The following is a 26,291-nucleotide window of genomic DNA, read 5'->3' on the forward strand; positions in this document are numbered from 1 at the left end:
ATGCCTAAAGAGAGATGTTAGATTTACGGCATACAGCAAGTACATCATCATTTGACTTTCAGTCCATATTTCAGACTCGAATGCCTAGCCCTATAAGGGGTTGAAGGCATTAATTTTGCAGTGACTGGATACACTACCACATCAGGAGCTATGTCAAATTGTCAATCAGTGGTTGCATCAGTTACGTCCTGCCTGCGGAATAACTCGGAAGATAAAGATTTAGTAAAAAGGTTTTGGCAACAATGGCAGGAATATCGAGATTATCTTCATTGTTGCTGTCTCAGGTGGATGGGTGGGAATCCGACGGATGCTGAAGATGCGCTGAGTCGGGCGATGCTTAAGGCTTGGGAGAAGGTGCAAAAGTATGCGGAGGAAATTGCTAATTTTAAGGCTTGGCTGACAAGACTGACTCATAATCTCTGCGTGGATATTCATCGAGAACGCGATCGCAGTACCAATAGAGTTGAGAATATAGAAGTATACGCCTTTAATGAGGAGCAAGGACTGATACGGAGTGAGAATACGCCAGAAAGTGTAATGGAGACTGGCGAGAAAAGGATTGTGATTCGTCGTGCCATTGATAATTTACCGACTAGGCTGCGCGAGACGTTTATCCTGCACTTTTATCAGGAACTGTCTTATCAAGAAATTGCCCAACAGCAAGAGATTTCTTACCAGAATGTCTGCAAGCGCATCTCCCAAGCGCGGGCAATTTTGCGAGAGGAATTGAGGGGATATTTTATCGGTGAGGATGGGATTGATACGGATAAATCTGTTACGCCAACAATGGGAGTAACTGAGTCTGCAATTGAGGAAAAGTCCAAGGCGAATGCAGGAGTTGAACCGATTGCGATCAAGACTATGACATTATCCGTTGCGGTGGAGGAAGTAGAAATTGTTATTGGTGAGACACCGCAGGAGGTAACACTATCTATGCAGCTTGGAGAGTCGGCTTCTATTGCGGCGAATTCTGATGGGAAGTTAGAAGTAAAGAGAAATAGTTATCGCTGCGTTGAAGTGGTGCTGTGTGAAAGCCAGCCTAAACTGATTTTGGTTTTGGCATATTTTAATGAGAAAACACGAAGTTGGGGGAATTCCTATCTGGTGGTGCAGAGAATGCAACAACAGTCAAAAATTGGGAAAAGATGGGGAAAATTTCTGCAACAATCCCGCTCTCCTCCCGCTTTTCAATTAACCAATTTTTATACTTAATAAAATAAAAAACAGGAAGGAAAATAGGGAGTAAGAGAAAAATGAAGAAAGGAAATAATCCGAGAGAGAATTCAGGAAATGAAAGAGAGAAACGTCATAAGGGAGATAAGCAAAATACCCAACTGGAAAAATAGAATGGCCGGAGATTTATTAATTGTATCAATCGAAAGCGAAGATTTACAACTACTAGAAAGCGCTCTAAATGGGAGCTTTACCAAAAAAATACATCATGCAGATCGTAATACAAGAGAAGCATGGGTGTCATTAGAAAACAGACTAATACCGGAACCGCCTAATATACGCAATAGGCAAGGATTACCACCCCATATGTACATATCTTTCTTGCAAATAGTTGAAGAAACTAACATACCAAAAAATAAGATACCGTTACTGACGAATCTGATGAATAAGATAACAAGACCATTGCGAATCGTCAGTGTTAAACAAAAGTTAGACAATTGGCATAACAAAGACGGTGCACAAAGGCTCACTGCTCTGATAGATGCTACACAAGACCAACAAATAATCATCGAATTTTATAAAGTAGGAGGCACACACGTCCTCAGTAAATACCCCACAGCAACCCAGGAAAACGAGAGATAGCTTCTCTAATTTGTGGGAGACGATTGCTTGAATTTCAGAAATTGATTTCTGAAATCGTTATTTAATTGAAAAGCATCATAGCGCTCACCAAGACTTCGACGAAAAATTTAGTTTACTGGTAAGTAACATGAGTCAAATAGTAAAAACTTTCCCTCAAGAACACTCAATTCTTCTCAAAATAGGCGATAAAGAAGAGAAATATTCCCTTGATATTGCGCCTGAAGTCACTACTCAGCTAGTGCTTGCATCTCAGAAAGAGATTTTACAAAATTTATCTCTCAGTTCGCTAGTGTCGAACTTGACAAATGCTGCCGATTTGATGTTTGTTGCATACAACGCCCTAGCAGGGACACAAGTCCAGTCCAAGATGTCTGGATTACAAAAAGAACTTCTTGATGTTTCTGCTGATTCCATCACAACAGTTCAAGTTTTTGAGATTAAGTCCCAAGAAGTCGTAAACTATACACTCAAGAGCTACAAGTGGTTATTTAAGGGTCAAGAGAATCTTGCTCTACAACAACTGATACGTTGTGGAGAATGTGCAGGGGAGATGGCTAATGATGCCGCTAAATTAGCTGAACGATTTAAACAACTGGGTAATAAATCTCAAGGTGTACTTGAAGATTCTATAAAAGAAGAGAATCTTCAAGATGCGAAGAAGAAAGAGATGATAGAGAAGTTAAATGACTTGAAAGCTAATCAGGCAAATGCCCAAAAGCTTCAAAAAGGACTTCAAGAAGCATACGACGAGATTAGTAAAGAATATGCTGAAGCCAAAGAGCTAGCCAAGACTGAGTCCACACGAGCATTTGCTCTAGGGTTAACGTCAGCAATTACGACCGGTCTTGCTTCAGGTATTGGTTCAGCAGCTCAAATTGCTATGGCTATAGAACCTACGATGGCTACTACAAGAGCTATCGGGAAAGTAGCCAACGCCCAGGTAATCGCCGCACAGACAACTAAGTCTCAGGAAAGTCAAGATTCAAAAAATCCGGCAACCGCAGAAGAAGATATTACCAAGAAGATGGAGTCAGCACAGTCAGAGGTAAGCAAAGTTGAAAAGCAGATCGAGGAAAACGAGAAAAAAATTAAGGAAGCTGAGGGTATTCTAAAAGACACAAAAGAGAAAGCTGAAAAAACAGAGGTTGCAAAAAAAGAACAAGAAGTCCAAGAGTTGCGTAAAAAAAGCGAGACACTCAAGGCTGAGAAAGATGCTAAAGCTAAAATCCTCAACAGCATTACTGATGGGCTACACAAGTTCTCAGAGAAAGTTGAAAAATTAGGAGATCGGGCGCAATCAGCTTCAGAAACAGCAGAGAAACAGAAGATGGAGTATTTCAAGCAGAAAAATGAGCTTGCATCACAAAATCGTAAAACTTTGGCAGCTATGGAAGAATATGCAATACGAATCTCAAATACCAACAGTGGTATTTCTAATGCAGAAACAGCTGTTGAGACTCTCCATTGCGCTGTAAAAGCACTCAGCCAAATTGTAGTTTCATTGAATCAAGCAGCATTGTTCTGGCGCTCAATGGAGACATTCTGTAAAGGGCTTGCAAAATCACAGTTGTTAACTGATGTTAAAGATATCCAAGATATTCAATCCAAAGAAGATCGAATTAAAGAGTACTTAGAGCCTACATTTATACAGGGGGCTGTGACTAATTTATCTCGCTGGGTCGCTCTGAATAGTGTTTGCAAAGAATATCTGAAAGCAGTAAATGATACTTACAAGCAAGTAGGAGAAAATATTAAAGCAGCACCTTCAATCAAGGAAGCCCAGGCACAAGCACCTTTGTTGGCTAAAAAAGTTCTGGAATCTGTTCGTAAAGAGATAGAAATTTTAGACGTTGAAGCAAAGCTGGCACGCTAACCTTTAAAACAAGATTTGCAATAAGAATCTTGCGACAAATCTGCGGGAGTTTCAGATTATTTTTCGGAGATGCTGATTAAGCAGCGAAGCTACAATTGTTAGTTATGGCTTCGCTGCTTTAGAGCATATAAAACACTTTTATCTTAAGTTTGAGATTACTGAGTAATAAAATGAACAAAAATGAAACCAGTTCCATAAAACTTTGTTTTTTCCAGAGAAAAAGCAGTCTCAAAAAATTTAAACTTTTTTTGAGAGCCTTAGTAGGTCTTATCCTGTCTGTAATTCTTGTAGCTCCAACGCCAGCTCTGGCATTAGTTAATACAGATACATTACGAGATTATGTTTCTTCCGTTAAGTCAGAGAGCAATGGAGTACTTCAATCTATTGAAAACCTTCCAAATCAATCTAATGACAAGGCTTTTAAGACAATTGCATCAATAGAAGATTCTATTGTTCTACTTAGTGACAATGCAGCAAAAGTTGCAGAAGAGTTTCAGTACAGAAGCAATGAAGCTCAGAAAAACCTAGAAAAAATTACAAACAACATTAACACATCATATCAAGAACAACAAAAACTAAGTTCTGATATCGAAAATGTAAACTCCGAGCTAGCACGGAGTAGGAGTTTACAAACATCAACCCAACAGGAAGTAGAGAACTCACAACGAGAATACAATCGAATGGAGGAGGAGTACAACCGAAAAACAAGAAGCCCGGATACAGAAGATTTAAAGACTCTCATACCTTTTTACGGATTGTATTATGCTGGACAAAGGATTTATGAAGGCTTCGATGCTGGACTTTTCTCGTCTCTGAAAGAAGAACTCAGCCAAAGAAAAGATCATCTTGAGCGTCTGAGGTACGAACTGAATGAGCTTGAAAATAATAAAAGTAGAATCTCTTCAAACCTTTCTCAGACTCAGGAAAAAATTAAAGTATTAAAAGATACTCAAGATAAATTAGAAATTGAGAAGAAAGCACTAGCTGAAGGTGTAGTTAGGGCTAGGGATATTTCCTTGATTTGCAATAGCTTAAAGCCAAAACTGTTTCAAACTAAAAATAGAATACGAGATGTTCGTAATAGTGCTGAATATTTTAAAGGTTTCAACAATTTGGAAGAAGAGTTAATAGAATTTAAAAATTCTGTTGGGAAACTTGCTGATAGTACTAGTAAATTGGAAACTTACATCAAATAACCTAATGCGATCGCACTTCACCGTAGCGATCGCATTTTCCATTGCACTTCTCGTTAACCCTGGTGGAGTCTAAAAAAGACAACTCTATTCCAACTCTGATTAAATACCCCCTGTACAGTACATCTCTGCGTTCACTCCATCAAAATTAAGCGCAGAGGATCTAAACGCACATACCAAGGAAAAGGTTTGTCTTTCATCGTCGCCCATTTTTCTTTGAAGACTTCAGCTTGCAGATGGTAATCTTGAGAATTCTTGGCAGCAGAATGTAGTTTGAGAAATAATGTCATTCGGTGGGGTGTTTCACTTGTTCTTACTAACCAGCAGGGAAAGGTATTTTCTTGTGATAAGTCGTTGGTAAAAATGAACTGATGGGCACGAATGCCAATATGGGATAATTCGCTTTTGACTGGTTCAACTACTTGGAGAATACAACCCCAATCAATCGCTTCTACCTGTTTTGATGACTGGAGAACAGCACGCGAGAAATTTTTGCATCCAGTGAGTTGGGCGACGCTCACAGTAGCAGGATGCTGGAAAATATCGTATTTGCTACCATAATGAACGGCTCTACCATGCTCCAACACCAATAGATTCGGACAAATCCGATAAGCTTCTTCCATATTATGGGTGACAAATAAAGTCACACCTTGGTAGCCAGCAAGAGTTTCTGTCATTTGCTGCTCTAATTGACTACGCAGATGTGTATCAAGTGCCGAAAACGGCTCATCTAAAAGTAATGCTTCCGGTTGACTTGCTAATGCTCTTGCCAAAGCTACTCGTTGTTGTTGACCTCCAGAAAGTTGGTGCGGATAGCGATCGCCTAATCCCTGCAACTGCATCGCTATAAGTTGCTCCTCTACTTGCACCCGAATACTTCCAGCAGATAGTTTTTTGGGCAAGCCAAAAGCGATATTTTGTGCCACACTCAAATGCGGAAAGAGAGCGTAATTTTGCACCAAAAAACCAATGCGGCGATCGCGGCTGGGTAAATTAATTCCTTGTTCGGAGTCAAACAGAACTCTACCATTTAAAACTATACGTCCACTTGAGGGCGTTTCTATCCCCGCAAGGCAGCGCAAAATCATGCTCTTACCTGCTCCAGAACCCCCCAACAATCCTAAAGGTTGTTTATCAGTAGTGAAAGCAACTTTTAAATCAAAGCTAGTCAGGATTTTTTCAATATTGACAAACAATCCACCAGATTCAAAACTAGATTGCGGAGTATAAAGAATTTCTCCCCCTGCCTCCCCTGCCTCCGCTGCTCCCCCTGCCCCCCTCCTCTTTTCCCTCAATTCTTGCCAGAAGTTAACCCCAATTATTCCAGATAGAGAAATCACCATAATTGCGATCGCCCAAAACCACGCTTCGTTCATTGCTCCCGCTTCCACAGCAAAGTAAATCGCCATTGGGATTGTCTGCGTTTGTCCGGGAATGTTACCAGCCAACATCAACGTTGCCCCGAATTCTCCCAAAGCACGGGCAAAAGCGAGCATTGTGGCGGCGACAATGCCAGGTAGTGCTAGGGGTAAACTGATGCGCCAAAAGATTGTAGCTTCGGTTGCGCCAAGAGTTCTAGCTACTTGCAGCAAGTTGCCATCTATTTGTTCAAAAGCTCCTAGTGCAGTTTTATACATTAAAGGGAAAGCAACTACCGTGGCTGCGATCGCAGCACCGTACCAAGTAAAGACAATGCTGAAGTCAAAACCCTCCATGAGTTTCCCTACAGGGCCATTTTTGCCAAAAAATAGCAGCAACAAGAAACCGACAACAGTAGGCGGTAAAATCAGTGGCGCAATAAAGATACCCTCAATCAACGATTTACCTCTGCCCCGATATCCCAGCATCCAGTAGGCAGCAGCAATACCCAAGAAAAATGTGATAAATGTAGCAAGCAATGAAGTTTTCAGTGATATCCAAAGGGGCGATAGATCCAATGGCATAGTTGCGTAAGGAGAAATTAGCTTAAGTAATTACTAATTTACCAACTTTAGTTTTAAGATTTTAGAAAAAGTTGGTAAATTACTTAGTAAATATAGCAACACTGAATCATTCGCCAGAAACAAGATACCCGATGAATTTATACGAATTAGGGTAGCACAGCTAGCTGTGCTACCCTAATAATTCAAATAAAATTCGCTATATTCAGGTCGACTTACTTCATTAGTCTAGCTTCGTGCTGTAAGCACTAAAACCATAAGCTAAAGTTTCTTTTAAAGCATCTGATGGTTTAAGGCTTCTGTTGATAGCATTAGCAAAAGGTACTGGAATTCCTTTAATAGTTTCCGGCAAAATTGCATATTCTTGCGTTGGTTCAACAATGTATTCTGGGCACTTAGTTTGGATGCCAGCAGTTGCTAACATTTCATTTATTTCAACAGCAGAGTATTGCTTGAGATAAACTGGATTTCTCACAAATGGGTTCAGCCTTCTGATAAAATTATGGATAATATGAGACGGACAAGACTTATTGTGAAAAGAATGATTAAAAACAAAAATTCCGCCAGGTTTTAGTACGCGAGATATATCAGCTAACAAATTTCTTAATTGTGCATCTGGTATATGCATAAAGACGCAGTTAGAAATTACCAAATCTATAGAATTATCTTCTAAAGGCAAAATTTCCGCAGAAGTGCAAATTAAATTAAATTCAGCTTCTGGGAAAAAATTATATTCTTGTTTAACCTTGATTAACCGCCGCAATAAAGGTTCAGAAATATCAACACCATAATACTTTTCGCATCTCAGATTTTTGGCTTTAGAGAGATGCAAAGGTGCGCGACCATAGCCAGAACCAATTTCTAGAATAGAGCCGACAGATTTATTCAATGGAAATTTGTTCCAAGTCCCTCCAGGTGTGCCAGTTAACAGAGTATAATCTTGTTTGATCGGCGATGTCTCTGCAAGTTTTTCAACTTTTTGGGAACCATAATATGTTTTACCAATTGCGTCCCATGTTTTTTTATGTTGAGTATTATTCAATTGTTCATAGTCACTAGGAAAATAAATGCCATCTCGTAATTCAAAGTCATTTAGACTGAATTTTGTATTTGCTACTTGAGTCATTATGATTATTCCTCATCAATAGTTGACTTTGTTTTCTGTTATACTCGTAACTCAGCATTAACCGCAAGAGATGTTTACTGAACTGCATCCGCAGGAAAACCGCTATAGTAACAACCTGTCATCCGATCGCAACACAAGTTCGTATACATTAGTTGATGGACAGCAACAATCGGAGGCTGCTATGGTAGAAGGATCGCAACAAAAACGGGTGGTAGTTGTAGGCGCTGGTTGGGCTGGTTTAGGAGCAACCTACCATTTAGCTAAACAAGGCTATGATGTTACCCTTCTAGAAGCAGGCCCTTATCCCGGTGGATTGGTAGCAGGTTGGCAAACAGCCGCCGGGAAATCTGTTGAAGCTGGCATTCATGGCTTTTGGTATCCTTATAAAAATATTTTTTCCCTAATTAATCAATTAGAAATTAATCCTTTTACTACTTGGACTCGTTCTTCACAATATTCGCCAGCAGGCTTGGAAGTTGAATCACCGATTTTTCAAGATTTACCCCGACTTCCCTCCCCACTAGGAACTTTTCTATATACACAGTTTAAACGATTGCCATTAATTGACCGTCTGAGCGCCCTGCCTTTACTGTATGCTGTTGTTGATTTTGACAATTCTGATGAAGCTTGGCGACGCTATGACTTTGTAACTGCTCGTGAATTGTTCAAAGACTTTAATGTTTCTGCAAGGCTTTACCGTGACGCTTTTGAACCAATGTTATTGGTAGGCTTATTTGCGCCTGGCGAACAATGTTCAGCCGCAGCAACTTTAGGGATGCTTTACTTTTTTATTCTGGCTCATCAACCTGATTTTGATGTAGTTTGGTGTCGGGGAACTGTTGGAGAAAAGATATTTCGTCCTTGGGTGGAACGGATTGAAAAAGCTGGTGCGCGAGTGCTACCCAAGCGCCGAGTTACAGATTTAATTGTTGATAGCAATCATCGGGCGAAGGGTGTGGTTTGCGGTGATGAAACTTTTGATGCAGATGCCGTGATTTTTGCAGTTGGCATCACGGGGATGAAGAAAATTGTCTCAAATAGTCCTAGTTTACAAAGCCATGAAGAATTCCGTAATTTGAGCAATTTAGGAGCAATTGATGTTTTAGCAACACGGCTATGGTTTGACCGCAAAATTGATATTCCTCGTCCCTCTAATGCCTGCTTTGGATTCGACGCAAGTACAGGTTGGACGTTTTTTGATTTGAATGCTCTACATGATGAATATCGGGATGAGCCAGGAACAGTAATTGAAGCTGATTTTTATCATGCAAATCAGTTTCTTAATTTGAGTGATGAGGAGATTTTAGCAATAGTTCAGGGTTATTTAGCAACTTGTGTACCGACTTTTCGGGAGGCAAAAATCGTTGATAGTAGTGTAATTCGGCTACCTCAAGCGGTGACTCACTTTGCACCTGGCAGCTATCGTTATATGTTGCCCGCGAAGACAAGTTTTGAGAATGTGTTTATGAGTGGGGATTGGATTGTGAACCGTCATGGTTCTTGGTCACAGGAAAAGGCTTATGTTACTGGTTTGGAGGCGGCGAATTTAGTGGTGTCTTATTTAAGAAAAGGTCAGCCAGCCGAGATTTTAGCTGTAGAAGAGGATGAAGCACATATCCAAGTGGCGCGATCGCTCAACCAAACTCTACGTGAGTTGGGCAAGTCCATCTTGCCTGACTTTTGGTTGCCGTAATCCGTAGGGGCGCAAGGAGGGAATTATTAATTGTAATCTAAATTCGGTAAGCTAAAGAAAGCTATGCCATACCATTTTTCTAATGTAAACCAAATCACATAAGCTTATGGAGCCAGACTCTTTACAAACCGAGGTGATTCTGACACATCCGCGTGAATCACTCGGTAAAGTGCAACTTGATTGGACACCCCAACCCGGAAATTATCTCGATTTTGAGGGTAAAACCTACGCGGTTTTAGAACGCCGTCATAAATACCAACTTAAAGCTGGGCGCTACCGCTTACATAATATTGCTATTTACGTACAGTCGGCTAAACGACCATCTGAGAAAAGTTTGGTAGGTGGACGTTGGGTAATTGGTGACGCCACCTGCTGCTACAATGCCCATTCAGAACTCATTCGCTGTGCAGTCAACCCAGATGGCCCTTGCGAATCTTGCCGCTTTTATGAAAAGTTAGAAGTTAGGAGTTAAGAGTTATTTGCCCTCAACTACCCGCACCAAAAACTTCTCCCACAGTTAAGCGGGTTCCATTAACAAAATCCCATCCTGACTGGGGACGTTTCCCAGCTAGCTGAACCTCTCGTAACAGCAACAAACCTTCCCCAGTTTGGACGATCGCTCCAATTCCTTTGGCAATGCTCACTACAACTCCCGGTTTGTCTAAAACATTTGACAAATCAGGCAATTTATGAATTAATTCTTGTAATTCTGGTGGAAGATTGCAATCGCCTACAGAACCAAGGGGAACCGAAGCGGTGATTTTCAACAAGTTGTTACGAAAGGTAGCCGTGCAGTTAGGGTAAAAGCCTCTAATTTGATTGTGTAATTGGATAGCGCTTTTTGACCAATCCAAACCATAATCTTCCTTTTGAATCAGAGGCGCATAGGTAGCTGCCAAATTATCTTGGGGAATTGGTTGAATTTCCTGGCGTTCCAACTTCAACAGAGTTTCCACCAACAAATCCCCACCGATCGCAGCGAGTCTTTCAGCTAAATCTTGAGTATTATCCAGTAATCCGATGGGTGTAGTGGCTATTTCTAGCATTGGCCCGGTATCCATCCCCACATCCATCAACATGGTTGTGATCCCCGTTTCTTCTTCACCGTTATACAAACACCACTGAATCGGCGCTGCACCGCGATATTTAGGCAAAATCGAGCCATGCACATTAATACAGCCCAATTTTGGCATCTTTAAGATTTTTGCCGATAAAATCTGTCCATAAGCGACAACAACAAACACCTCTGCGTCTAATTCTTTGAGTTGGGTTAAAGTTTCAGTGTCTTTTTTAACCCGTTCTGGTTGCCATACTGGTAAATTGTGAGCAGTAGCGATCGCTTTTACAGGTGTTGGTGTCAGTTTATTTCCCCGTTCCCGGCGTTTATCTGGTTGGGTGACAACCGCCAACACCTCAAATTTTGAATGATTCAATAACTTTTCCAAAGTGGGCACAGCAAACTGGGGTGTACCAAAGAATACAATTTTCATTAATAATTAGTTGTTAATCGTTAGTCATTAATTAATGGTAAATAATATCGGCTGTTTGGTGGTACAATATTTTCGTATTGGTGAAACCAAAAGGCTGCAAAATTTAACTTAATAGTTAAGTTAAGAAATGTAACAGGTTGTCTAAACTGCATCTGCCTTTAGTGAACCTAATAGTTTAGTGGTGTTTCGTCACGAACCACTAGAGCATCTACCAAGTAAATTTTGTTGTGTTCCCGATCGTTTTCCCGAAATTGGCATTAAGTGTAGTTTGGTTTATAAAAAACTATTGCCTTTTCTAGCTATTTTTTGTAGTTGAGATTGCAATTTGTGATTTGGGTTGCTGACAGCAGTATTTTCTGAGTATGATTTATTGTGCTTCTGCTTTCCCAGCCTCTCACGTAACGCCTCACATTTACCATTTTGAGGGTTTGCGCTGTTATATTTAGTGTGTAACGTGGGTTGTTTATTGTGTACTAGTCATTTCTAGTACGATCCCCAATAACTACTAAGTTATCTCACTTTTGGCTGCCAGCGTCATCGCCTCAACTATAACTTGCAAGTTCTTTGACTAATACCTATTTTTGGTCTGGTCGGATATAGCAACAGCAGGATTAAAGATAGTGTAGTAATTACTGAGTTCTCAGCATATTTACTATACTCGCATATTTTTGCAAAAAAACATTCAGTACCTCAGTAAGAAAAGGTGTGGACAATGATACTTAATTTTTGTAAAACTCTGCAAACTTTGAAACAAATATCTCGTCAAAGTTTTTAGTTTCCTGTTATACATATAATTACTGCTTGCCCCATTGCTGCATAGGTATTGCTTCTCACATAGCAACCCCCCTCTAGAGAGTCTACAAATGCTTAAACCCCTTTTGCTGTCAGGATGGTTCCGCGCGCAACCATTTCTCAATTACGTTGTCGTTGTGATACTGATTGCACCCTTGTTAGGAGCATCGGCTCACTCGTTCCAGGCAAAATCCGAAGTAGCTAAACTAACTTCGATGACTGGAAATTCTGACTCTGTACCAAAGGAAATAGCTGTAGTTGGGGAACCTGAGAACGCTGAAATATTAAAAACAGATCAAATTGATTCTCTAATAGAACAATTTGATGTGCCAACACAAAGTACTGCTGTCCAGGAACCGCAAGTATTACCAGCAAATAAAATTCATTCCCTTGCTCAAGCAGATAGTTCTCTCTCAAACAGCGATTTAATTGTTCCTGATACTTTGGCAGCAGTTGAACTCGCACCATTAACAGATGTTCCTGTCAGTCAGCTTAATTTAGTCCGAAAACTCAAAGCTGCTAATATCAAGTCTTTGAAAGAAAAAGAAAATTCTTTTTCGAGAGAAAAATCTTTAACTGAATCATTGACAGCAACTCAGGTAGTACCAACTATAAGACAATCAGAATCAACCACAACCACTGAAATACGTGTTGTGGAACCAGTTGATGAACCCCAAGCAGAACAAATAGATCCCATAGGTAGTCCTCATCCGATTCCTTGGAAATGGATTACAGCGACTCAAGAAGCGATCGCTTCCAAGGGTGGTTCTGGAGTTCGTCACTACCGCAGCGTACCAGTGGTTTCTCCAGATGGTAAATATGCTGTTTATAGCCGGGTGCAACTAGAAGTAAAACCAGAAATGTACAACAGCCGCGTTACTAGCGTTCTGTTTGTCCAAGATATGCACACGAAAAAGTTGTGGGTAATGGCTTCAACTACTCCTGTTAGCGATCCTTTATTAAAGGAAAAGGCTTTAAAGGGTGCGTCGTCAGAAGAAACTAATCCAAACGGTCAGATTGGGGTATTAGTTCCAGTTAGTTGGTCGGAAAAAGGCGATCGCTTCTTAGCACGCAAGTTTGAAGGTATATTTAACACAGGCGATTCTACAGATAGTGCAGTGATTTGGGATCGGCAAAAAAATCAAGCTAATACAGTTGCTCCTGCTAATGAGGATGAGCATGAAAAAATTGCCGTCTTGTTAGGGTGGAGTAGAAGCCAACCAGATCGGGCGCTGTTCCGTGCAGGTGAATTGGGTGAAGAGAATTGGCCGCTAATGCAAGTTGCTAATGATGGTAAAACTGTCACTACAACAGATAACGATCAGCCGATTACTTTTGGTAAAAAGGTTACAGAAATTTGGGCAGGGCCACAAGTTGCTTACCGATAGTTTATAGAAAATTTTATATACTCCCGTTGTCCTCACTGCTGACAACGGGAGATTTTTTTATAGTGTCAATTTTACTGCGTTTATCCAATCGCTTCAAGTAAAAATACTTAAAATTAAAATTATAAAGGCTTATTTATCACCCCTTTCCCATTCAGGTATGGCTCCTTTGACTCGGCGGATGGGCAAATTAGCAATTAAAGCTGTGGTTCGTTGGTTGCTTTCTAAGGAGAACTCTAAGCCCTCTGTCTCAATTTCGACATAGCGACAGACTACATCTAGGATTTCTTTCCGCATTTTTTCCAACGTTTGAGGATCTAAGTCAGCGCGATCGTGAGCAATCACCAATTGCAGGCGACGTTTAACTTGAGTTCGACTGCTATCAGGGCTGCGAAAAAAAAGTTTTTCTAGAAGTTCAATCATTACGAATAGGTCTGGCGCAGAGACTGGAAAAGTAAGTTAAACAATCTTTGTCCTGAACAACCTTCGTATCCGGGCGAAGATGCTGTCTTGGGACGAGTCGATCTCCAGAAATTCGACACTTTCTCCTTCTAATCTACGAGCAATGTTCTCAAAGGCTGTTGCAGCTAAAGATGGATTATCAGCTAACACTAAGGGTTCGCCGCGATTGGTAGATACAATAACACGCTCGTCGTCAGGGATTACCCCGATCAGGGGAATGGCGAGAAGTTCCTGAACATCTTGCACTGACATCATATCATTTGCCTGCACCATTGCGGGTCTGATGCGGTTAATTATTAAATGAACACGCTTGATACCTTGTGCTTCTAGTAACCCAACGACCCGATCGGCATCACGAACTGAAGAAATTTCTGGCGTGCTGACAACTAGTGCTTCTTTTGCCGGGCCGATCGCATTTTTAAACCCATTTTCAATCCCGGCGGGGCTATCGATGATCACGTACTGATACTTTTGCGCCAGGGCATTCACCAGTAACTTCATTTGTTCCGGTGTGACTGCATCTTTGGAGCGATTTTGGGCTGCCGGCAGCAGTACAAGATTGGGTTGGCGCTTATCTTTCACCAAGGCTTGTTCTAAGCGGCATTCTCTGGCCAAGACTTCCACCGCAGTATAGACGATGCGGTTTTCCAGCCCTAGCAGCAAATCCAAATTTCTCAGACCAAAATCCGCATCAACCAAGGCAACTTGACGACCCATTTTGGCTAAAGCCATGCCCAGATTTGCTGAAACTGTGGTTTTACCCACTCCTCCTTTACCGGAGGTGATCACTATAATGCGAGTCATGATAGAAATGCGGTCAATGAGGGTTCAGGAAATATAAAACTGTAAATTGCAGTATAAAGTATGAAGTATCGTATCAAGTATGAAGAAATATCTGATCTCCCTGATTCGGGAGAGGGATGAATATTTTTTTATTACCATGTCTGACGACAAGCCGCTGACGCTCCTTCTCTGCGAGACACTACGCGAAGGTCGCTACCGCTTCTCTACGAGAGGCTTCGCCAACGCTAATGCATCTACGCTCAGTGGTGTGAAATACACAACGCTAGGGATTAGAGTAGTTTATTCCATCTACATAAAAACCGCTATATTTCATCCTTAATATTCTTCATCTTTTAGGTAAATATTCAGGGCTGCTAATTGCTCTTAGTAAATTGGTTTCTAGAAAAATCACTAGCCCTAGCGATGCGAATCCCTTGGGGCATAATATGTGCCACTTCTGGAGAAAATTGCATTGGTAATTTTTCTGGTGCCCTAGCTACAGCATCTGCAATCCGCAATTGGGTAGGTTCCATTTGCAAAGCCATAATCAGACACTCACGATTGCCTCCAGCCCCAGCATGAGCGATTCCACGTAAACGACCCCAGATGATAATATCTCCATCTGCAATTACAATACCACCTGGGTTTACATCTCCCAAGATAATTACTGTACCAGGATGACGAATTTCTACTCCAGAACGGACTGTTGTTTCTAGATAAAGGGCATCTGCCTGGGGTGTAGCTGTAGCTTCTGGTTCTGTACTTAGGGAAGTTAGGGGCTGCAATTGTTCTACAGAATACCCAGATGTGACGGCAGCGATCGCAGTTTGTCGGCGACTTGTTGAGACAGACATTAGTCTCAGTTGGACTTCACTCAAAGCCTCGGCGAGTTCTTGGAGTTGTCTGGCATCTACTAGGCGGTCTTGTGCCATAAGATGCACAGGGGTATTAGCTATCCGAAAGCGATCGCCTGCATTCAAACGTTGCCTGATTTGTTGCCAAATATTAGACCAACTTAGTTCTGAGGCAGATGCTTGAGATTCTGGGGGCAAAATTAGTAGCAGTCGTCCCTCCTTACTTTTTAACTGGACTTGAGTATTATCACTTACGCGATAGGCTGATATTGCTGACTCATTGGGATTTGAATCAGTCAATATGAAATCTGATGCGGTATCAGGATTTGACTCTAAATCTGGCTTAGGAAGATTTGGCTTTACATCTGGGTCAGCAGGATTTGGTTCTACATCCCCAAGGACAGTATTTGATTTTAAATAAAGAAGGACGGATCTTAACTCCGCATCAGGGGGGATAGGATCTGACTCTACATCAGAAACAGTAGAATTTACCTCTACCTCCGAAAGGATAGAGTTTAATTCTGCATCAGGAAGTGCAGAATTTGACTTTAGATTGGGAATTGCAGAATCAGAAGTCATGCAGTACTAGCCAAAAGACAACAATTTTGGATTTTCAACTTTAGATTTTGGATTGGTATAGCACAAGCCTTGGTGGTTAGGACATCAACAGATGATGAAACTTAGACGCAAAAAGACTTTTCACCCAGTCCCTAGTCCCTTGCTATATCACTCACAAGGGTTGAAAGCGCGTAGCGGGAACTTAGTCTGACATGAACCAAAAGATTCTTGAATCTAAAATCTAAAATCTAAAATCTTAAGTTGGCACGGTTAACCTTTGATAAACTGTCCCCAAGGCATCAGCATCGCCAACGTTACCTGGAAACAGCACCACAGGCAAATCAGGAAACTGAGGATGATCGGATGGCGTTAATACCATTGAACAACCAGCTAAAATTTGACCGAGTAAACGGGCTGAAGTTAAAGCTAGCCCATTACTCAAGACATCGTTAGAGGTAATGCCACCCTTGCTGATTAAGAATCCTATATCAGATGGTAAACCGTGTACAATATCCATCAATAAACTTGAAACTTGTGCCCCAAACTCCAATCGGGTATTGACATCTTTAAAATTTAGTTCTTGACGGCTAGTATAAACTACTGGTGTTTTGCCCGCTTCGTGTGCCGCCCATGTACTTTTCTGAATTTCCTTTAGCAGTTCCGCAGATTGATTTTCCCCATCATCAAGTAATCGCGCCACCTTTACTTCTATTCCCACAGTTCCCTCTACTTGCAATAGCGCCTCTAACTGCTGAGTAGTCTTTTTCACATGGGAACCAACAATTACCGCGCCTGGTTTGCCTTGACGCACGTACTGAGCCATGTTTTCGGCAGCAATGGGTTGGGGTGGTAAAGCGGCTAAAGCCGTTAGAATACTTGCGGCACTACGGAATAGAAACCGTTTCCCTTGACTTGCTGCTGCTAATATGTCTATTGCAAAGCGGTTGAGATCGGCTTGAGTTTCACCATCGACGACAGCGCACTGATTACCCTTAAGTTGTAACAAGCGTTCCAAACTACCAGCGCGAATATCAGCTAGGAGAAACCTTTCTACAACTTCGGCAGCAATTCGTCCTTGAGTCTTTTCTTCAACATACTTAGGTAAGTAACTGTGATGATAGCTGAAGACTGAATCACGGGCAAATTCGGTTTCATGGACTGGGGTGGGAACACCAGCAATCATTAAGTAATGCACGCTATCGCGGGTGATGCGTCCACCCTCTCTTCGAGAGGCTTCGCCAACAAAAAATGCTGGTACAAGAAAATGAGCATCAAAAGGGCCGAGTTCTTCTGCGATCGCATCAGTTTCGATGGGATAATGCCCTCGCAAAGTAGAATCAGAACGGCTGACAATTAGAAAATCGTCAATTCCTTCAACATTCAAAGCGATTTTGAGGTTCTGGCAAACTTCTCTGGTAACAGATGCAGCTGACTCTGGCGTTAGGGATCTAGTATTAGTCAGCACAAAGAAAATCGGCGAATCATCCTGCAATCCAATCCGTAAAGTATCCACATCCCAGTGCATTAATAGCAAGCAGCTGTGGACTGTTTGAGAACCAGTAGGATCATCATCCAGGACAATTATTTTGGGTTTGTTGCTCATTTAAGTCAACGGGGCGATTGTTTTTTAGGAAATTCATCAGTCAAGAAAAACTCTACTCAGCCTTTGTGTAATTTTCTAATTTCTGCTTGCACATCGATCGCAATTTGCAATGATTGATTTAGCAGTTGAGCATATTCGCCTGCTTGACTACTAACTTGTAAAGCTTGCAGACTGGCTAAATTATTCACAAATAACTCTTGGTTATTAGCAAGCAATTTTTTATTATCTCGCAAAATTCGTTCCGTTTTTAGAGCGCGGACTAAATCTTCTCTAATTAGTTGTAGGGCAGCGGTGACTTTATCTCGGTCATGGATACTGCTTTCTACGTTTCCTGATGCCGCCAATTGGTCATTAATATCTATAGCGTTAATCAGGTCATGATATTTATCAACTTCATCTAAAAGTATTGTCAGTCCTTCAGGAAAGCTCAACTGCCGCCAAAGCCATCGCCCCACTAATATCGGCATTGGCACTAAAATTAGTAAAAGAATCCCGAATTTAATTGAAGATCCGATTGTCGGCAGAATAATAAATGCGTAAATAAAGCCCACAATTATGGGTGTTAGCGCCAGCGTCACCAGCATTTCATTGAGGAAAAACCCTAATCGCTTCTTACTATCTCGCAAAACAGAGGGACGGAAAACGTCTTCTGGATCGAACCCAGTCAAACGTCTCAGTTCCCCCTTACTAATTTCCAAGCCTATTAAGTCCGGCTGCACGGCTGGATAACTCCTATGGAAGCCCAAGTTGCGTATTTATTTTAATCGGCTTTGGTAGAGATTCAATGGGTGGGTTACGTATAGTTATGATAAAAAGTAATCAAACTGTGCAACACAACTGAGTAAAGCTAAAAAGTATTTTTATATACAATGCAATACTGTTGTAGGCGATCGCCTTGAAGCACACGTCAAGTTGAGCTTTGCCGTTGGGTGGGCGTAGTATCTCTTGAACAAATGACAAATGACTAGGAAACCAGTTTTCATCTAAAATTTGTTCTAAAGAGCCAATAAGCGTAATAGGGAATGTATCGATGGGAAGTTGAGAGCGATCGCTTGCTTCTTTCCTTGCATCTTGATAACATTCATCAAATATTTCTAAAATGTAAGACTTTAAGCTAGGACTCTCTTTAAGTAGATCCTTAATTTCTCTACGGAATGTCCTGATTTCACCTTTCCAGTGCCCTTGATTTCGCTCCCGTTCCATATCCCAGTATATCAGCTTTAGCAAATGTTCAAAAAGTCGAATTAACAGACTTTTCACCGCTCGCTTGTGGTTCCTCCCTATATCTTCCAACTCTTCAATTAAGTTATCTAAATCTACAGATGAAAACTGACCAGCACGAAGTTCATTGATGGTTGTCCTCAGCCACAGATAATAATCTTGCTCGTATAAAGTCTGATTTGTTGGTTGTATTTTTATCTCCATATACTTGTTAAAGTCCTATTATCTGTATTAGAAACTGTCAGTTGCAATATATACCAAGTATCTAGCGATTGCTTCTGTTGTAACATCAAAGACAAAGAAAACTTAGTTGTGTTCAGGACTCATACCGCTTCTTTGTGAGGCTGTACCAAATGTGTATGAATCTTCACCTGGTGTTTAAGTTTTAGGCTATAGCTTATATCCATCATGCTGAGGTTATGAATTTGACTGAAGATGCAATACCGTAAATATTCCTTAAGTCTAAACTAAAGCTTACTGAAAGAATGAGGTTTTAATTTACTAAGCCATTGAGAATAGATGAAATTCAATCCATAAATTTCCAAATTCTCAGCCCTATAAATCGATAGTTACTAAGGGATAAGAAAATGGCTAAAACTACTAAAGCTAAGTCAACAGACATTCTTACATTAATTGAAGCAGAGCATCGCCAAGTTGAGAAGCTTGTTGCAGAAGCAGAAAAAGCTAAGGGGACAAAATTAGTTGAGCAATTCAACCAAATATATATAGCAGTAATCTTACATGCCAGAACTGAAGAATTAGTTTTCTATCCAGCTTTGCGAGAATACGAAGAAACCGAACAATATGTTGAAGAAGCTGAAGAAGAACATGAAGAAGTTTCAGTTATTTTAGAAGAAATTAAGGCGCTAAAACATACTGAACCTGAGTTTAAAGAGAAAATGACCGAACTGAAGGAAACACTTAAACATCATGTAGAAGAAGAAGAAAGTGAAATTTTTAATGCAGTGCGCGAATGTATGAGCGCTCAAGAGCTAACTGAATTAGGACAAGAGTTTCAAGAAACTAAAGATAAGTTGGTGTCAAATGTAGAAGCTGCATTAGCAATGTAGCAATGCACTTTATTTTAAGTGTTTGTATAAACAGTTAGCCATTATTTATAGGTAATTAATGCATTCAAATTACCACAATATCCCTTCGTCGGAGAGTAAAAAAATGACTGCTACAAATGGTAAAAGTAAAATTCGTTACGCCGTTGTTGGTTTAGGTTGGTTTGCCCAAGAAGCGGCTTTACCTTCCTTTGCCCACGCCGAAAATTCAGAATTAGTGGCACTGGTTTCAGATGACCCTACTAAAGCTGAAGAACTGAGTAAAAAGTATGGTATTAAGCATACTTATTCTTATGATGAGTATGAGGACTGTCTAACAAGTGGTGAGGTTGATGCAGTTTATATTGCGTTGCCTAATCACTTGCATCGTGAATACACTGTACGGGCTGCTAATCAGGCAATTCATGTGTTGTGTGAAAAGCCAATGGCAGTGACAGAAGAAGAATGTGAGGCAATGATTAAAGCTGCCAATGATAACAACGTGAAGCTGATGATTGCCTATCGCTTACATTTAGAAGAAGCAAATTTACAAGCAGTTGAAATTCTCCGTTCAAAGCAAATTGGTGAACCACGCATTTTCAACTCGGTTTTTAGTCAACAAGTAGAAGAAGGCAACATTCGTTTACGAGATGTAACTGGTGGTGGCACGCTCTATGATATCGGCATTTACTGCATTAATGCTGTACGTTATCTATTTCAAGATGAACCAATTGAAGTATTTGCTGTAGCTGCCAATAAAGGAGAACAACGTTTCAGCGAAGTGGAAGAAATGACTAGTGTTACCTTACGTTTCCCTAATGAGCGGTTGGCAACATTTACCTGTAGCTTTGGAGGGGCTAAAGTTTCAACTTATCAGGTAGTAGGTACTAAAGGAGATTTACGAGTAGAATCTGCCTATACTTGGCACGGAGAACTGAAGCACTACTTGACAATCGATGGTGAAACCCAAGAGCGTACTTTTGAGGCTCACGATCAAATAGCAGCTGAATTTACCTACTTCTCTGATTGTATTCTGCAAGATAAAAACCCTGAGCCATCTGGAACAGAAGGTTTAATTGATGTTTCTATCATTCAAGCTCTTTACCAATCAATTGAGACGGGTAAACCTGTGCAGATACAAACTAGCGCCAGGCATCAACGCCCTACTTCGGCTCAAGCTATTGAACTTCCTCCTGCTGAGAAGAAGCCAGACTTAATCCATGCTGCTTCACCTTCTGGTGAGTAGGGGCGCAATCTACAGCGTTTTTCAAGTAAATTAAGTACACAGGTACGGGGCACAGCAGTGCTGTGCCCTTAAGATCATCTGTACTTTACCAAATCGCTACATATTCCTAAATCTAAGGATAAAGACCTCTATCAATCAGCGCTTGGGCAACTCTACCCACCCCTAAAGTGTAAGCTGCTAATCTTAAAGAAATTTGCCGTTTTTTGGACTGTTGAATCACTCGCTGGTAGGCTTGTACCATTAAATGTTCCATTTCACGGTTAACGCGCTCTTCATCCCAAAATACGTAGGAAAGACCCTGCACCCACTCTAAATAACTGACTACCACACCGCCAGCATTCGCCAAGATATCCGGTAGCACTGTCACACCCCGCGCTTCTAAGGCCAAGTTAGCCTCAAGAGTAACCGGCCCGTTAGCTGCTTCTGCAACAATTTGCGCTTGCACCTGATTCACATTTTCTTCTGTAATCTGGTTTTCTAAAGCTGCTGGTATTAAGACATCGCAGGGTAAAGTTAATAAATCTGCATTGCTAATTGGTACAGATTCTGGGAAACCCATAATACTCTTACCATTTTCAGCAGCGTAGATTTTCAACGCGGGAATATCAAGACCAGCTTCGGAAAATATTCCGCCAGCGCCTGTTGAAACAGCGATAATTTTTGCGCCTGCTTGATGTAGTAATTCAGCTGCGGCACCACCGACATTACCAAAACCCTGAATGGCTACTCGCACTCCTACTAAAGATTTACCTCGATCTGCTAGCGCCTCACGTACAATAATCATTGTGCCGCGTCCAGTTGCCATTTCTCGCCCCAGCGAACCACCAATGGAAAGTGGTTTCCCAGTCACAACACCTGGTACAGCATGACCAACATTTACAGAGTAAGTGTCCATCATCCAAGCCATTTCACGGGCAGAAGTCCCCATGTCTGGCGCAGGAATATCTACGGAAGGGCCAATATCTTTAATTAATTCGCTGATATAACGGCGACTGATTCGCTCTAATTCGCCAACACTGTACCGTTTTGGATCTATGGGAATGCCACCCTTCCCACCACCATAAGGAATACCTAACAATGCACATTTCCAGGTCATCAGCATTGCTAAAGCCGATACTTCGCGCAATGTCACAGCCGGATGAAAACGAATTCCGCCTTTGTAGGGGCCTAAAACATCGGAGTGCTGTACCCTGTGTCCAGCAAGAACCTGTATTTCACCGTCATCTAGTTTCACGGGAATGGAAACTGTGACAACTTTACGCGGATGGCTGAGAATTTCCAGCAAACCCTGATTTAAATTTAATTCTTTAGCTGCTGCTTCTAAGTAGCTACAGGCTTGGTCAAAAGGACATATATGTGCCGGAGAAGCAGGTTCTAGCGGTAGTGGTGATTTTGAAATCATAAAACTTTCTCCTAATCACGGTATCTTTACGAACCGGATATCATTCTGTAACTAGCTTATCCTTTTTTTTGAAAAAATAAAAATTTTGTATTTTTTGTTACAGTTTTATTTTTGACGTTCTGCTAAAGAGCAAAGAGTTATTTTTTAAACGCATAGGCGCTTCGCCTTCCCGCAGGGTAGGGGCGCAGAGGGAAGCGCAGAGTTACGCAAAGAATTAGTTACAAACTTATGCAAAGCTGTATTTAGCTAAGGCGATCGCAACATTCTGTCCGCCAAAGCCAAAACTTAAACATAAGACTTGGTTAAGTTTACTGAGGTGTGCTGCTGTAACAATATCTAAATCAAATTCTGGCTGCTGCAATCCTACACAAGGCGGTAATATTTGATGCTTTAATGCCATGAGAGAAAAAGCTACGCCTAATGCTCCAGATGCTCCGAGTGTATGGCCTGTGCTTCCTTTAGTAGAACTAATTGCTACACCTTGAGGAAATAAATGCTGGATTACCATACTCTCCATCTGGTCATTTAGCTGGGTTGCTGTACCATGAGCATGAATGTAATCGATATCGCTTGGTGATAAACAACTACGTTCTAGACATTGTTTGATAGCTGCGATCGCACTTTTCCCTTCAGGTTCCGGTGAATTACTATGATATGCGTCGTTAGTTAAGCTGAAACCGAGAATTTCACCATACACTTTTGCTTGACGCTGTTTTGCCAACTCTGCGGATTCTAAGACAAATACAGCTGCGCCTTCGCCTAACACTAAGCCTTCGCGGTGTAAATCAAAAGGATAAGCCCCAGTTTTTGCCAAAGCACCCATCTGCTGAAACCCAGCTAAAGTTAAGGGTGTAATTGGTGCTTCTACTGCACCTGCGATCGCTCGTTGACATTGCCCAGTTTGTATCAGTAAAGCTGCTTGGGCAATAGACCAAATTCCAGTTGCACAAGCTGACATCGGTGCTAAAACTATTCCAGATGCACCGATTTGTCGCGCGGCTGCGATCGCATTGATATGAGGTAGTATATCTAGCCAATTTCCTAAAGAAGAAACAGGTAAATTTGCCGCTTCTTCAGACATTTGTCGCGCTAGCCTCTCCCAAGATGCTTGATAAGAGCGACTCGATCCAATAACTACAGCACAATCTGCTAAAGGTGGAACTAACCCAGCATCTTGTAAAGCAGAATTAACAACCATTTGAGTTAACATTGTCAACTCAGATGGTTGTTGAGAAATCAAACCTAGAGGAAGTGGTTTCAGTTCTGGAAATGGTTGATGTAACCTAATTCCAGATTTACCTGCTAGCAAATTTTGCCAACTATCTTTTAGATTTCCACCCAAAGCGGAAATTAAACCAATACCAGTAACACAAACTTTAACCAATTTAAATTTTGGAAGTGAGCAATCTTTTGTTATTCAAACATTAGATTCTTCATTTTGTCTTACTGCGCTGGTGCTTTTAGATTTTCAGCCCCTTGGGTGACTCTAGCAGAGTCAATGCGATCGCCTTGCTGAATCTTGTTTACTACATCAAAGCCTTGAGTGACATTGCCAAACACGGCGTAGTTACCATCCAAAAAGGCTAGATCCGCCAAAGCAAAGTAAAACTGAGCAGAAGCGGAGTCTGGGGATTGCGATCGCGCCATCGCTACTGCACCCTGTTTATGGGGCAATACGACGGGTTGAGCAGTTGCATCAAATGGTTTATTGTAAATCGGAGTATCCGAACCCTTCACTTTAACTTCTAAAGGTATATAGCGAGCATTTCCCGTTTTTGGGTCAATATAGCTACCGGTTCCCAATTGATCTGCTGGAACTTTCCGGTCTTTGCTTTTTGGATCGCCCCCTTGAACTACAAACGGTTGTGGTTCGCGCACAACTCGATGGAAAGCTAAACCATCGTAAACACGCTTCTGCACTAAATCTACGAAGTTGCCAGCTGTAATAGGGGCATCAGTGCCATCTACCTCGATAGTAATGGGCGAACCTTTAACTGTTATCACCACAGTAGCCTTGCCTTCAAGACGTGGTAAACCAGCGGTTCCAGGAATATCAATACTACTAGTTTGAGATACAGATGTTGCTTCAGTAGTCGTCTGGGTAGCCGAGGTAGCTGTCGAGGTTGGAGAAGACGTATTAGAAGCTACCTGCTGTGTTGAGCATCCTCCCAGCATCACAGCACCGATAAGCACAAAAGAAAGCAAAAATTGTGAAATTTTTAACCGCATTGCCAGTTAGTGATTTAACCAGAGTATCTTAATCGTTTTAAGGGGGATTGGGAATTGGGAATTGGGAATTGGGCATGAAGAAGAATAATGTTTTACTTGTTCTCTTATCTCCTCATACTCCCTCCACCTCTAGTATCTGTGCTTTATCATTTTTCCCCATGAGCGTCGAGAGTGTGGACAAGTAGGGTAAACCAAAAATTTTTACAATGCCCTATGCCCCGTGCCCCATGCTCCATGCCCAATTCCCAATTAATCAAAGTCCTTCTAGTGACACTCCCAAAAACCGGGCTAATTTTGCGCCTTCTGTTTCCAACTCTGTTAAAGATAATGGTTGTCCAACCCGTGTTAAGGGTATATCTCGCCGACCCTTAATGCGTAGATAGAGGGCACGAAGAGGATTCAGACCTTCTTTGACGGTTATTCGCACGGACTGCACATCTTCGATGCGACCGTCAATTTCAATTCGGCGGTTTTTGCCAGGAAATCCCCAACGAAATATTTTGATTGTGCCGGTTTCCTTGTTAAATTCGTTGTAACCGCCACCTACATCCAATAAAATTACTAACCACAAGTATGTGGCTAATAGCAAGCCAGCAGTGCCATATAACCCCATCACCAATCCTTGGGGGATGAATACCAGTTGAGTTGGATCGGAAACTATGAGTAAATTAACTTTTAAATAGCTCGATATCCCAGCCAGTAAAAAGCCGCCTGCTCCCAAGGTAACGATAGTTGCCCAGCTGTAGTTACTGAACCGACGAGAACCGAGAACATTTTGATGCAGGAGGCGATCGCCTTTGTTAATCGTTGTTGATGTCGTCATTGAACTACAATTGCCTGTGAGATACTCGCTGTGACTACTCGCACACTGAATTCTGCTAGACAGAACTTGACTAAATTTGAAAACTAGTCATTCAACTAAAGAAGACTTTAGAGGGTCTGCTGCTTGCTTATTTTACCAAACATTGTTGACAAAAACTCAGCCGCCCTCCTCCCTGCTGCTACCCATATAATTTGTTTGTTAAGGGACGTTTATAATTTTTTTACTCATTGTCCGATCAAAATTCTCTCTCTCCTGCCCCCAGGCTCTTTTTGAACTCTTGGAGATGAGTCACCTACCTACATCCATCTAGACTAAATTTTCTTACATTTCTGAGAAAACTTGTGTCAAATTGTAAAATTTCTGATATTCATATTATTTATAAGGTTCGTGTTTCGTGCGTGATTTGCTTCCGTGTATCAGGCAAAAACCCTGACTAATGTGATAAGTTAAGAATCATTAAGTTACCACAAGCTAGATTACTAGCCGATGGTACGTGTAATGGCATAAAGAAAGAGAAATGCTGATTTCAGCGATCGGCAAACTTCTCAGAATCTCAGATGCTTTCACGCGGTTGAGATTGTCAAAAAAAACGTTAATTCCTCACGGCAGCCGGTTACATTGGCTTTCCGTACTGCCTTAGAAACGTTGCAATTTTAGTAAAAAAAGAGGATTTTAGTCCGATGACCATCGCAGTTGGACGTGCGCCCAGTAGAGGGTGGTTTGACGTTCTAGACGACTGGCTCAAGCGCGATCGCTT

General features: G+C 41.4%; 21 protein-coding genes and 1 pseudogene. 9 read left to right on the forward strand and 13 right to left on the reverse strand.

Translation table 11 applies throughout. From position 1 onward, the window contains the following. Window positions 1-150: 150 nt before the first annotated feature. The 4 genes from RMZ41_RS17890 to RMZ41_RS17905 all read left to right on the forward strand — a co-directional run bounded on the left by RMZ41_RS17890 (window position 151) and on the right by RMZ41_RS17905 (window position 4,884). Window positions 151-1,212, forward strand: a complete 1,062-nt coding sequence (locus RMZ41_RS17890; RefSeq protein WP_322643815.1) for a sigma-70 family RNA polymerase sigma factor — start codon at window positions 151-153, stop codon at window positions 1,210-1,212. Between the two features lie 78 nt (window positions 1,213-1,290). Continuing rightward, window positions 1,291-1,815: a hypothetical protein gene (locus RMZ41_RS17895; protein ID WP_322643816.1), complete on the forward strand. Its 525-nt coding sequence runs from the start codon at window positions 1,291-1,293 to the stop codon at window positions 1,813-1,815. Between the two features lie 127 nt (window positions 1,816-1,942). Then, window positions 1,943-3,688 (forward strand): hypothetical protein, encoded by a 1,746-nt coding sequence (locus RMZ41_RS17900; RefSeq protein WP_322643817.1) that lies wholly within the window; start codon window positions 1,943-1,945, stop codon window positions 3,686-3,688. A 170-nt stretch (window positions 3,689-3,858) separates the two neighbouring features. Beyond that, window positions 3,859-4,884, forward strand: a complete 1,026-nt coding sequence (locus tag RMZ41_RS17905; protein WP_322643818.1) for a hypothetical protein — start codon at window positions 3,859-3,861, stop codon at window positions 4,882-4,884. A gap of 131 nt (window positions 4,885-5,015) precedes the next feature. Here the strand turns inward: RMZ41_RS17905 and modB are convergent, their stop codons facing one another. Further along, window positions 5,016-6,824 carry a molybdate ABC transporter permease subunit gene (gene modB, locus RMZ41_RS17910; RefSeq protein WP_322643819.1) on the reverse strand — a complete coding sequence of 603 codons (1,809 nt, stop codon included), beginning with the start codon at window positions 6,822-6,824 and terminating at the stop codon, window positions 5,016-5,018. Between the two features lie 220 nt (window positions 6,825-7,044). Further along, window positions 7,045-7,947, reverse strand: a complete 903-nt coding sequence (locus RMZ41_RS17915) for a class I SAM-dependent methyltransferase (protein ID WP_322643820.1) — start codon at window positions 7,945-7,947, stop codon at window positions 7,045-7,047. A 181-nt stretch (window positions 7,948-8,128) separates the two neighbouring features. Between RMZ41_RS17915 and RMZ41_RS17920 the strand changes: the two genes are divergently transcribed. Together RMZ41_RS17920 and RMZ41_RS17925 are read left to right on the forward strand one after the other, a co-directional pair. After that, the gene (locus RMZ41_RS17920) at window positions 8,129-9,640 is read left to right on the forward strand and encodes an FAD-dependent oxidoreductase (protein WP_322643841.1); all 1,512 of its coding nucleotides are present in this window, start codon (window positions 8,129-8,131) and stop codon (window positions 9,638-9,640) included. Window positions 9,641-9,746: 106 nt separating this feature from the next. Then, window positions 9,747-10,112 carry a DUF6464 family protein gene (locus RMZ41_RS17925; protein ID WP_322643821.1) on the forward strand — a complete coding sequence of 122 codons (366 nt, stop codon included), beginning with the start codon at window positions 9,747-9,749 and terminating at the stop codon, window positions 10,110-10,112. 13 nt (window positions 10,113-10,125) lie between these two features. On the opposite strand, the gene fmt is transcribed toward RMZ41_RS17925, so the two are convergent. After that, window positions 10,126-11,130, reverse strand: a complete 1,005-nt coding sequence (gene fmt, locus RMZ41_RS17930) for a methionyl-tRNA formyltransferase (protein ID WP_322643822.1) — start codon at window positions 11,128-11,130, stop codon at window positions 10,126-10,128. 863 nt (window positions 11,131-11,993) lie between these two features. Here fmt and RMZ41_RS17935 point away from each other — a divergent pair. After that, window positions 11,994-13,310: a hypothetical protein gene (locus RMZ41_RS17935; protein WP_322643823.1), complete on the forward strand. Its 1,317-nt coding sequence runs from the start codon at window positions 11,994-11,996 to the stop codon at window positions 13,308-13,310. 129 nt (window positions 13,311-13,439) lie between these two features. Here the strand turns inward: RMZ41_RS17935 and minE are convergent, their stop codons facing one another. From minE to RMZ41_RS17965, 6 genes and pseudogenes are all read right to left on the reverse strand, one after another. Continuing rightward, window positions 13,440-13,730, reverse strand: a complete 291-nt coding sequence (gene minE, locus RMZ41_RS17940; protein WP_322643824.1) for a cell division topological specificity factor MinE — start codon at window positions 13,728-13,730, stop codon at window positions 13,440-13,442. Window positions 13,731-13,766: 36 nt separating this feature from the next. After that, entirely contained in the window at window positions 13,767-14,573 is an 807-nt protein-coding gene (minD, locus tag RMZ41_RS17945) for a septum site-determining protein MinD (RefSeq protein ID WP_322643825.1), read from the reverse strand. A gap of 353 nt (window positions 14,574-14,926) precedes the next feature. Further along, on the reverse strand, window positions 14,927-15,985 hold the full coding sequence (gene minC / locus RMZ41_RS17950; RefSeq protein ID WP_322643826.1) for a septum site-determining protein MinC: 1,059 nt from the start codon (window positions 15,983-15,985) through the stop codon (window positions 14,927-14,929). Window positions 15,986-16,220: 235 nt separating this feature from the next. Continuing rightward, entirely contained in the window at window positions 16,221-17,567 is a 1,347-nt protein-coding gene (locus tag RMZ41_RS17955) for a four-carbon acid sugar kinase family protein (RefSeq protein ID WP_322643827.1), read from the reverse strand. Between the two features lie 56 nt (window positions 17,568-17,623). After that, entirely contained in the window at window positions 17,624-18,286 is a 663-nt protein-coding gene (locus tag RMZ41_RS17960; RefSeq protein ID WP_322643828.1) for a hypothetical protein, read from the reverse strand. Between the two features lie 241 nt (window positions 18,287-18,527). Beyond that, window positions 18,528-18,992 (reverse strand): annotated as a pseudogene (locus RMZ41_RS17965) (DUF29 domain-containing protein); the annotation flags it as partial. Between the two features lie 383 nt (window positions 18,993-19,375). Here RMZ41_RS17965 and RMZ41_RS17970 point away from each other — a divergent pair. Both RMZ41_RS17970 and RMZ41_RS17975 read left to right on the forward strand, forming a co-directional pair. Continuing rightward, window positions 19,376-19,858: a hemerythrin domain-containing protein gene (locus RMZ41_RS17970; RefSeq protein WP_322643829.1), complete on the forward strand. Its 483-nt coding sequence runs from the start codon at window positions 19,376-19,378 to the stop codon at window positions 19,856-19,858. Between the two features lie 103 nt (window positions 19,859-19,961). Beyond that, window positions 19,962-21,080, forward strand: coding sequence for a Gfo/Idh/MocA family oxidoreductase (locus RMZ41_RS17975; protein WP_322643830.1), 1,119 nt, complete (start codon window positions 19,962-19,964; stop codon window positions 21,078-21,080). A gap of 112 nt (window positions 21,081-21,192) precedes the next feature. On the opposite strand, the gene RMZ41_RS17980 is transcribed toward RMZ41_RS17975, so the two are convergent. The 4 genes from RMZ41_RS17980 to RMZ41_RS17995 form a co-directional block, all read right to left on the reverse strand. Continuing rightward, window positions 21,193-22,482: a Glu/Leu/Phe/Val dehydrogenase gene (locus RMZ41_RS17980; protein WP_322643831.1), complete on the reverse strand. Its 1,290-nt coding sequence runs from the start codon at window positions 22,480-22,482 to the stop codon at window positions 21,193-21,195. Between the two features lie 226 nt (window positions 22,483-22,708). Then, the gene (locus tag RMZ41_RS17985) at window positions 22,709-23,866 is read right to left on the reverse strand and encodes a beta-ketoacyl-ACP synthase (RefSeq protein WP_322643832.1); all 1,158 of its coding nucleotides are present in this window, start codon (window positions 23,864-23,866) and stop codon (window positions 22,709-22,711) included. Between the two features lie 59 nt (window positions 23,867-23,925). Beyond that, window positions 23,926-24,711, reverse strand: coding sequence for a peptidylprolyl isomerase (locus RMZ41_RS17990; protein ID WP_322643833.1), 786 nt, complete (start codon window positions 24,709-24,711; stop codon window positions 23,926-23,928). A gap of 253 nt (window positions 24,712-24,964) precedes the next feature. Beyond that, complete coding sequence (locus RMZ41_RS17995) at window positions 24,965-25,534, reverse strand: photosystem I assembly protein Ycf4 (protein ID WP_322643834.1); 570 nt, start codon at window positions 25,532-25,534, stop codon at window positions 24,965-24,967. Between the last annotated feature and the right edge of the window lie 757 nt (window positions 25,535-26,291).

Source organism: Nostoc sp. DedVER02, assembly GCF_034530675.2.
Lineage (GTDB): Bacteria > Cyanobacteriota > Cyanobacteriia > Cyanobacteriales > Nostocaceae > Nostoc.

Bases quoted from the DNA above. Each gene is read 5' to 3' on its own strand.
- RMZ41_RS17935 (WP_322643823.1), top strand. From the start codon at position 11,994: ATGCTTAAACCCCTTTTGCTGTCAGGATGGTTCCGCGCGCAACCATTT.
- RMZ41_RS17990 (WP_322643833.1), bottom strand. From the start codon at position 24,711: ATGCGGTTAAAAATTTCACAATTTTTGCTTTCTTTTGTGCTTATCGGT.
- RMZ41_RS17900 (WP_322643817.1), top strand. From the start codon at position 1,943: ATGAGTCAAATAGTAAAAACTTTCCCTCAAGAACACTCAATTCTTCTC.
- minE (WP_322643824.1), bottom strand. From the start codon at position 13,730: ATGATTGAACTTCTAGAAAAACTTTTTTTTCGCAGCCCTGATAGCAGT.
- RMZ41_RS17995 (WP_322643834.1), bottom strand. From the start codon at position 25,534: ATGACGACATCAACAACGATTAACAAAGGCGATCGCCTCCTGCATCAA.
- minD (WP_322643825.1), bottom strand. From the start codon at position 14,573: ATGACTCGCATTATAGTGATCACCTCCGGTAAAGGAGGAGTGGGTAAA.
- RMZ41_RS17980 (WP_322643831.1), bottom strand. From the start codon at position 22,482: ATGATTTCAAAATCACCACTACCGCTAGAACCTGCTTCTCCGGCACAT.
- RMZ41_RS17920 (WP_322643841.1), top strand. From the start codon at position 8,129: ATGGTAGAAGGATCGCAACAAAAACGGGTGGTAGTTGTAGGCGCTGGT.
- RMZ41_RS17970 (WP_322643829.1), top strand. From the start codon at position 19,376: ATGGCTAAAACTACTAAAGCTAAGTCAACAGACATTCTTACATTAATT.
- RMZ41_RS17925 (WP_322643821.1), top strand. From the start codon at position 9,747: ATGGAGCCAGACTCTTTACAAACCGAGGTGATTCTGACACATCCGCGT.
- modB (WP_322643819.1), bottom strand. From the start codon at position 6,824: ATGCCATTGGATCTATCGCCCCTTTGGATATCACTGAAAACTTCATTG.
- fmt (WP_322643822.1), bottom strand. From the start codon at position 11,130: ATGAAAATTGTATTCTTTGGTACACCCCAGTTTGCTGTGCCCACTTTG.
- RMZ41_RS17895 (WP_322643816.1), top strand. From the start codon at position 1,291: ATGAAAGAGAGAAACGTCATAAGGGAGATAAGCAAAATACCCAACTGG.
- RMZ41_RS17905 (WP_322643818.1), top strand. From the start codon at position 3,859: ATGAACAAAAATGAAACCAGTTCCATAAAACTTTGTTTTTTCCAGAGA.
- RMZ41_RS17915 (WP_322643820.1), bottom strand. From the start codon at position 7,947: ATGACTCAAGTAGCAAATACAAAATTCAGTCTAAATGACTTTGAATTA.
- minC (WP_322643826.1), bottom strand. From the start codon at position 15,985: ATGACTTCTGATTCTGCAATTCCCAATCTAAAGTCAAATTCTGCACTT.
- RMZ41_RS17975 (WP_322643830.1), top strand. From the start codon at position 19,962: ATGACTGCTACAAATGGTAAAAGTAAAATTCGTTACGCCGTTGTTGGT.
- RMZ41_RS17890 (WP_322643815.1), top strand. From the start codon at position 151: ATGTCAAATTGTCAATCAGTGGTTGCATCAGTTACGTCCTGCCTGCGG.
- RMZ41_RS17955 (WP_322643827.1), bottom strand. From the start codon at position 17,567: ATGAGCAACAAACCCAAAATAATTGTCCTGGATGATGATCCTACTGGT.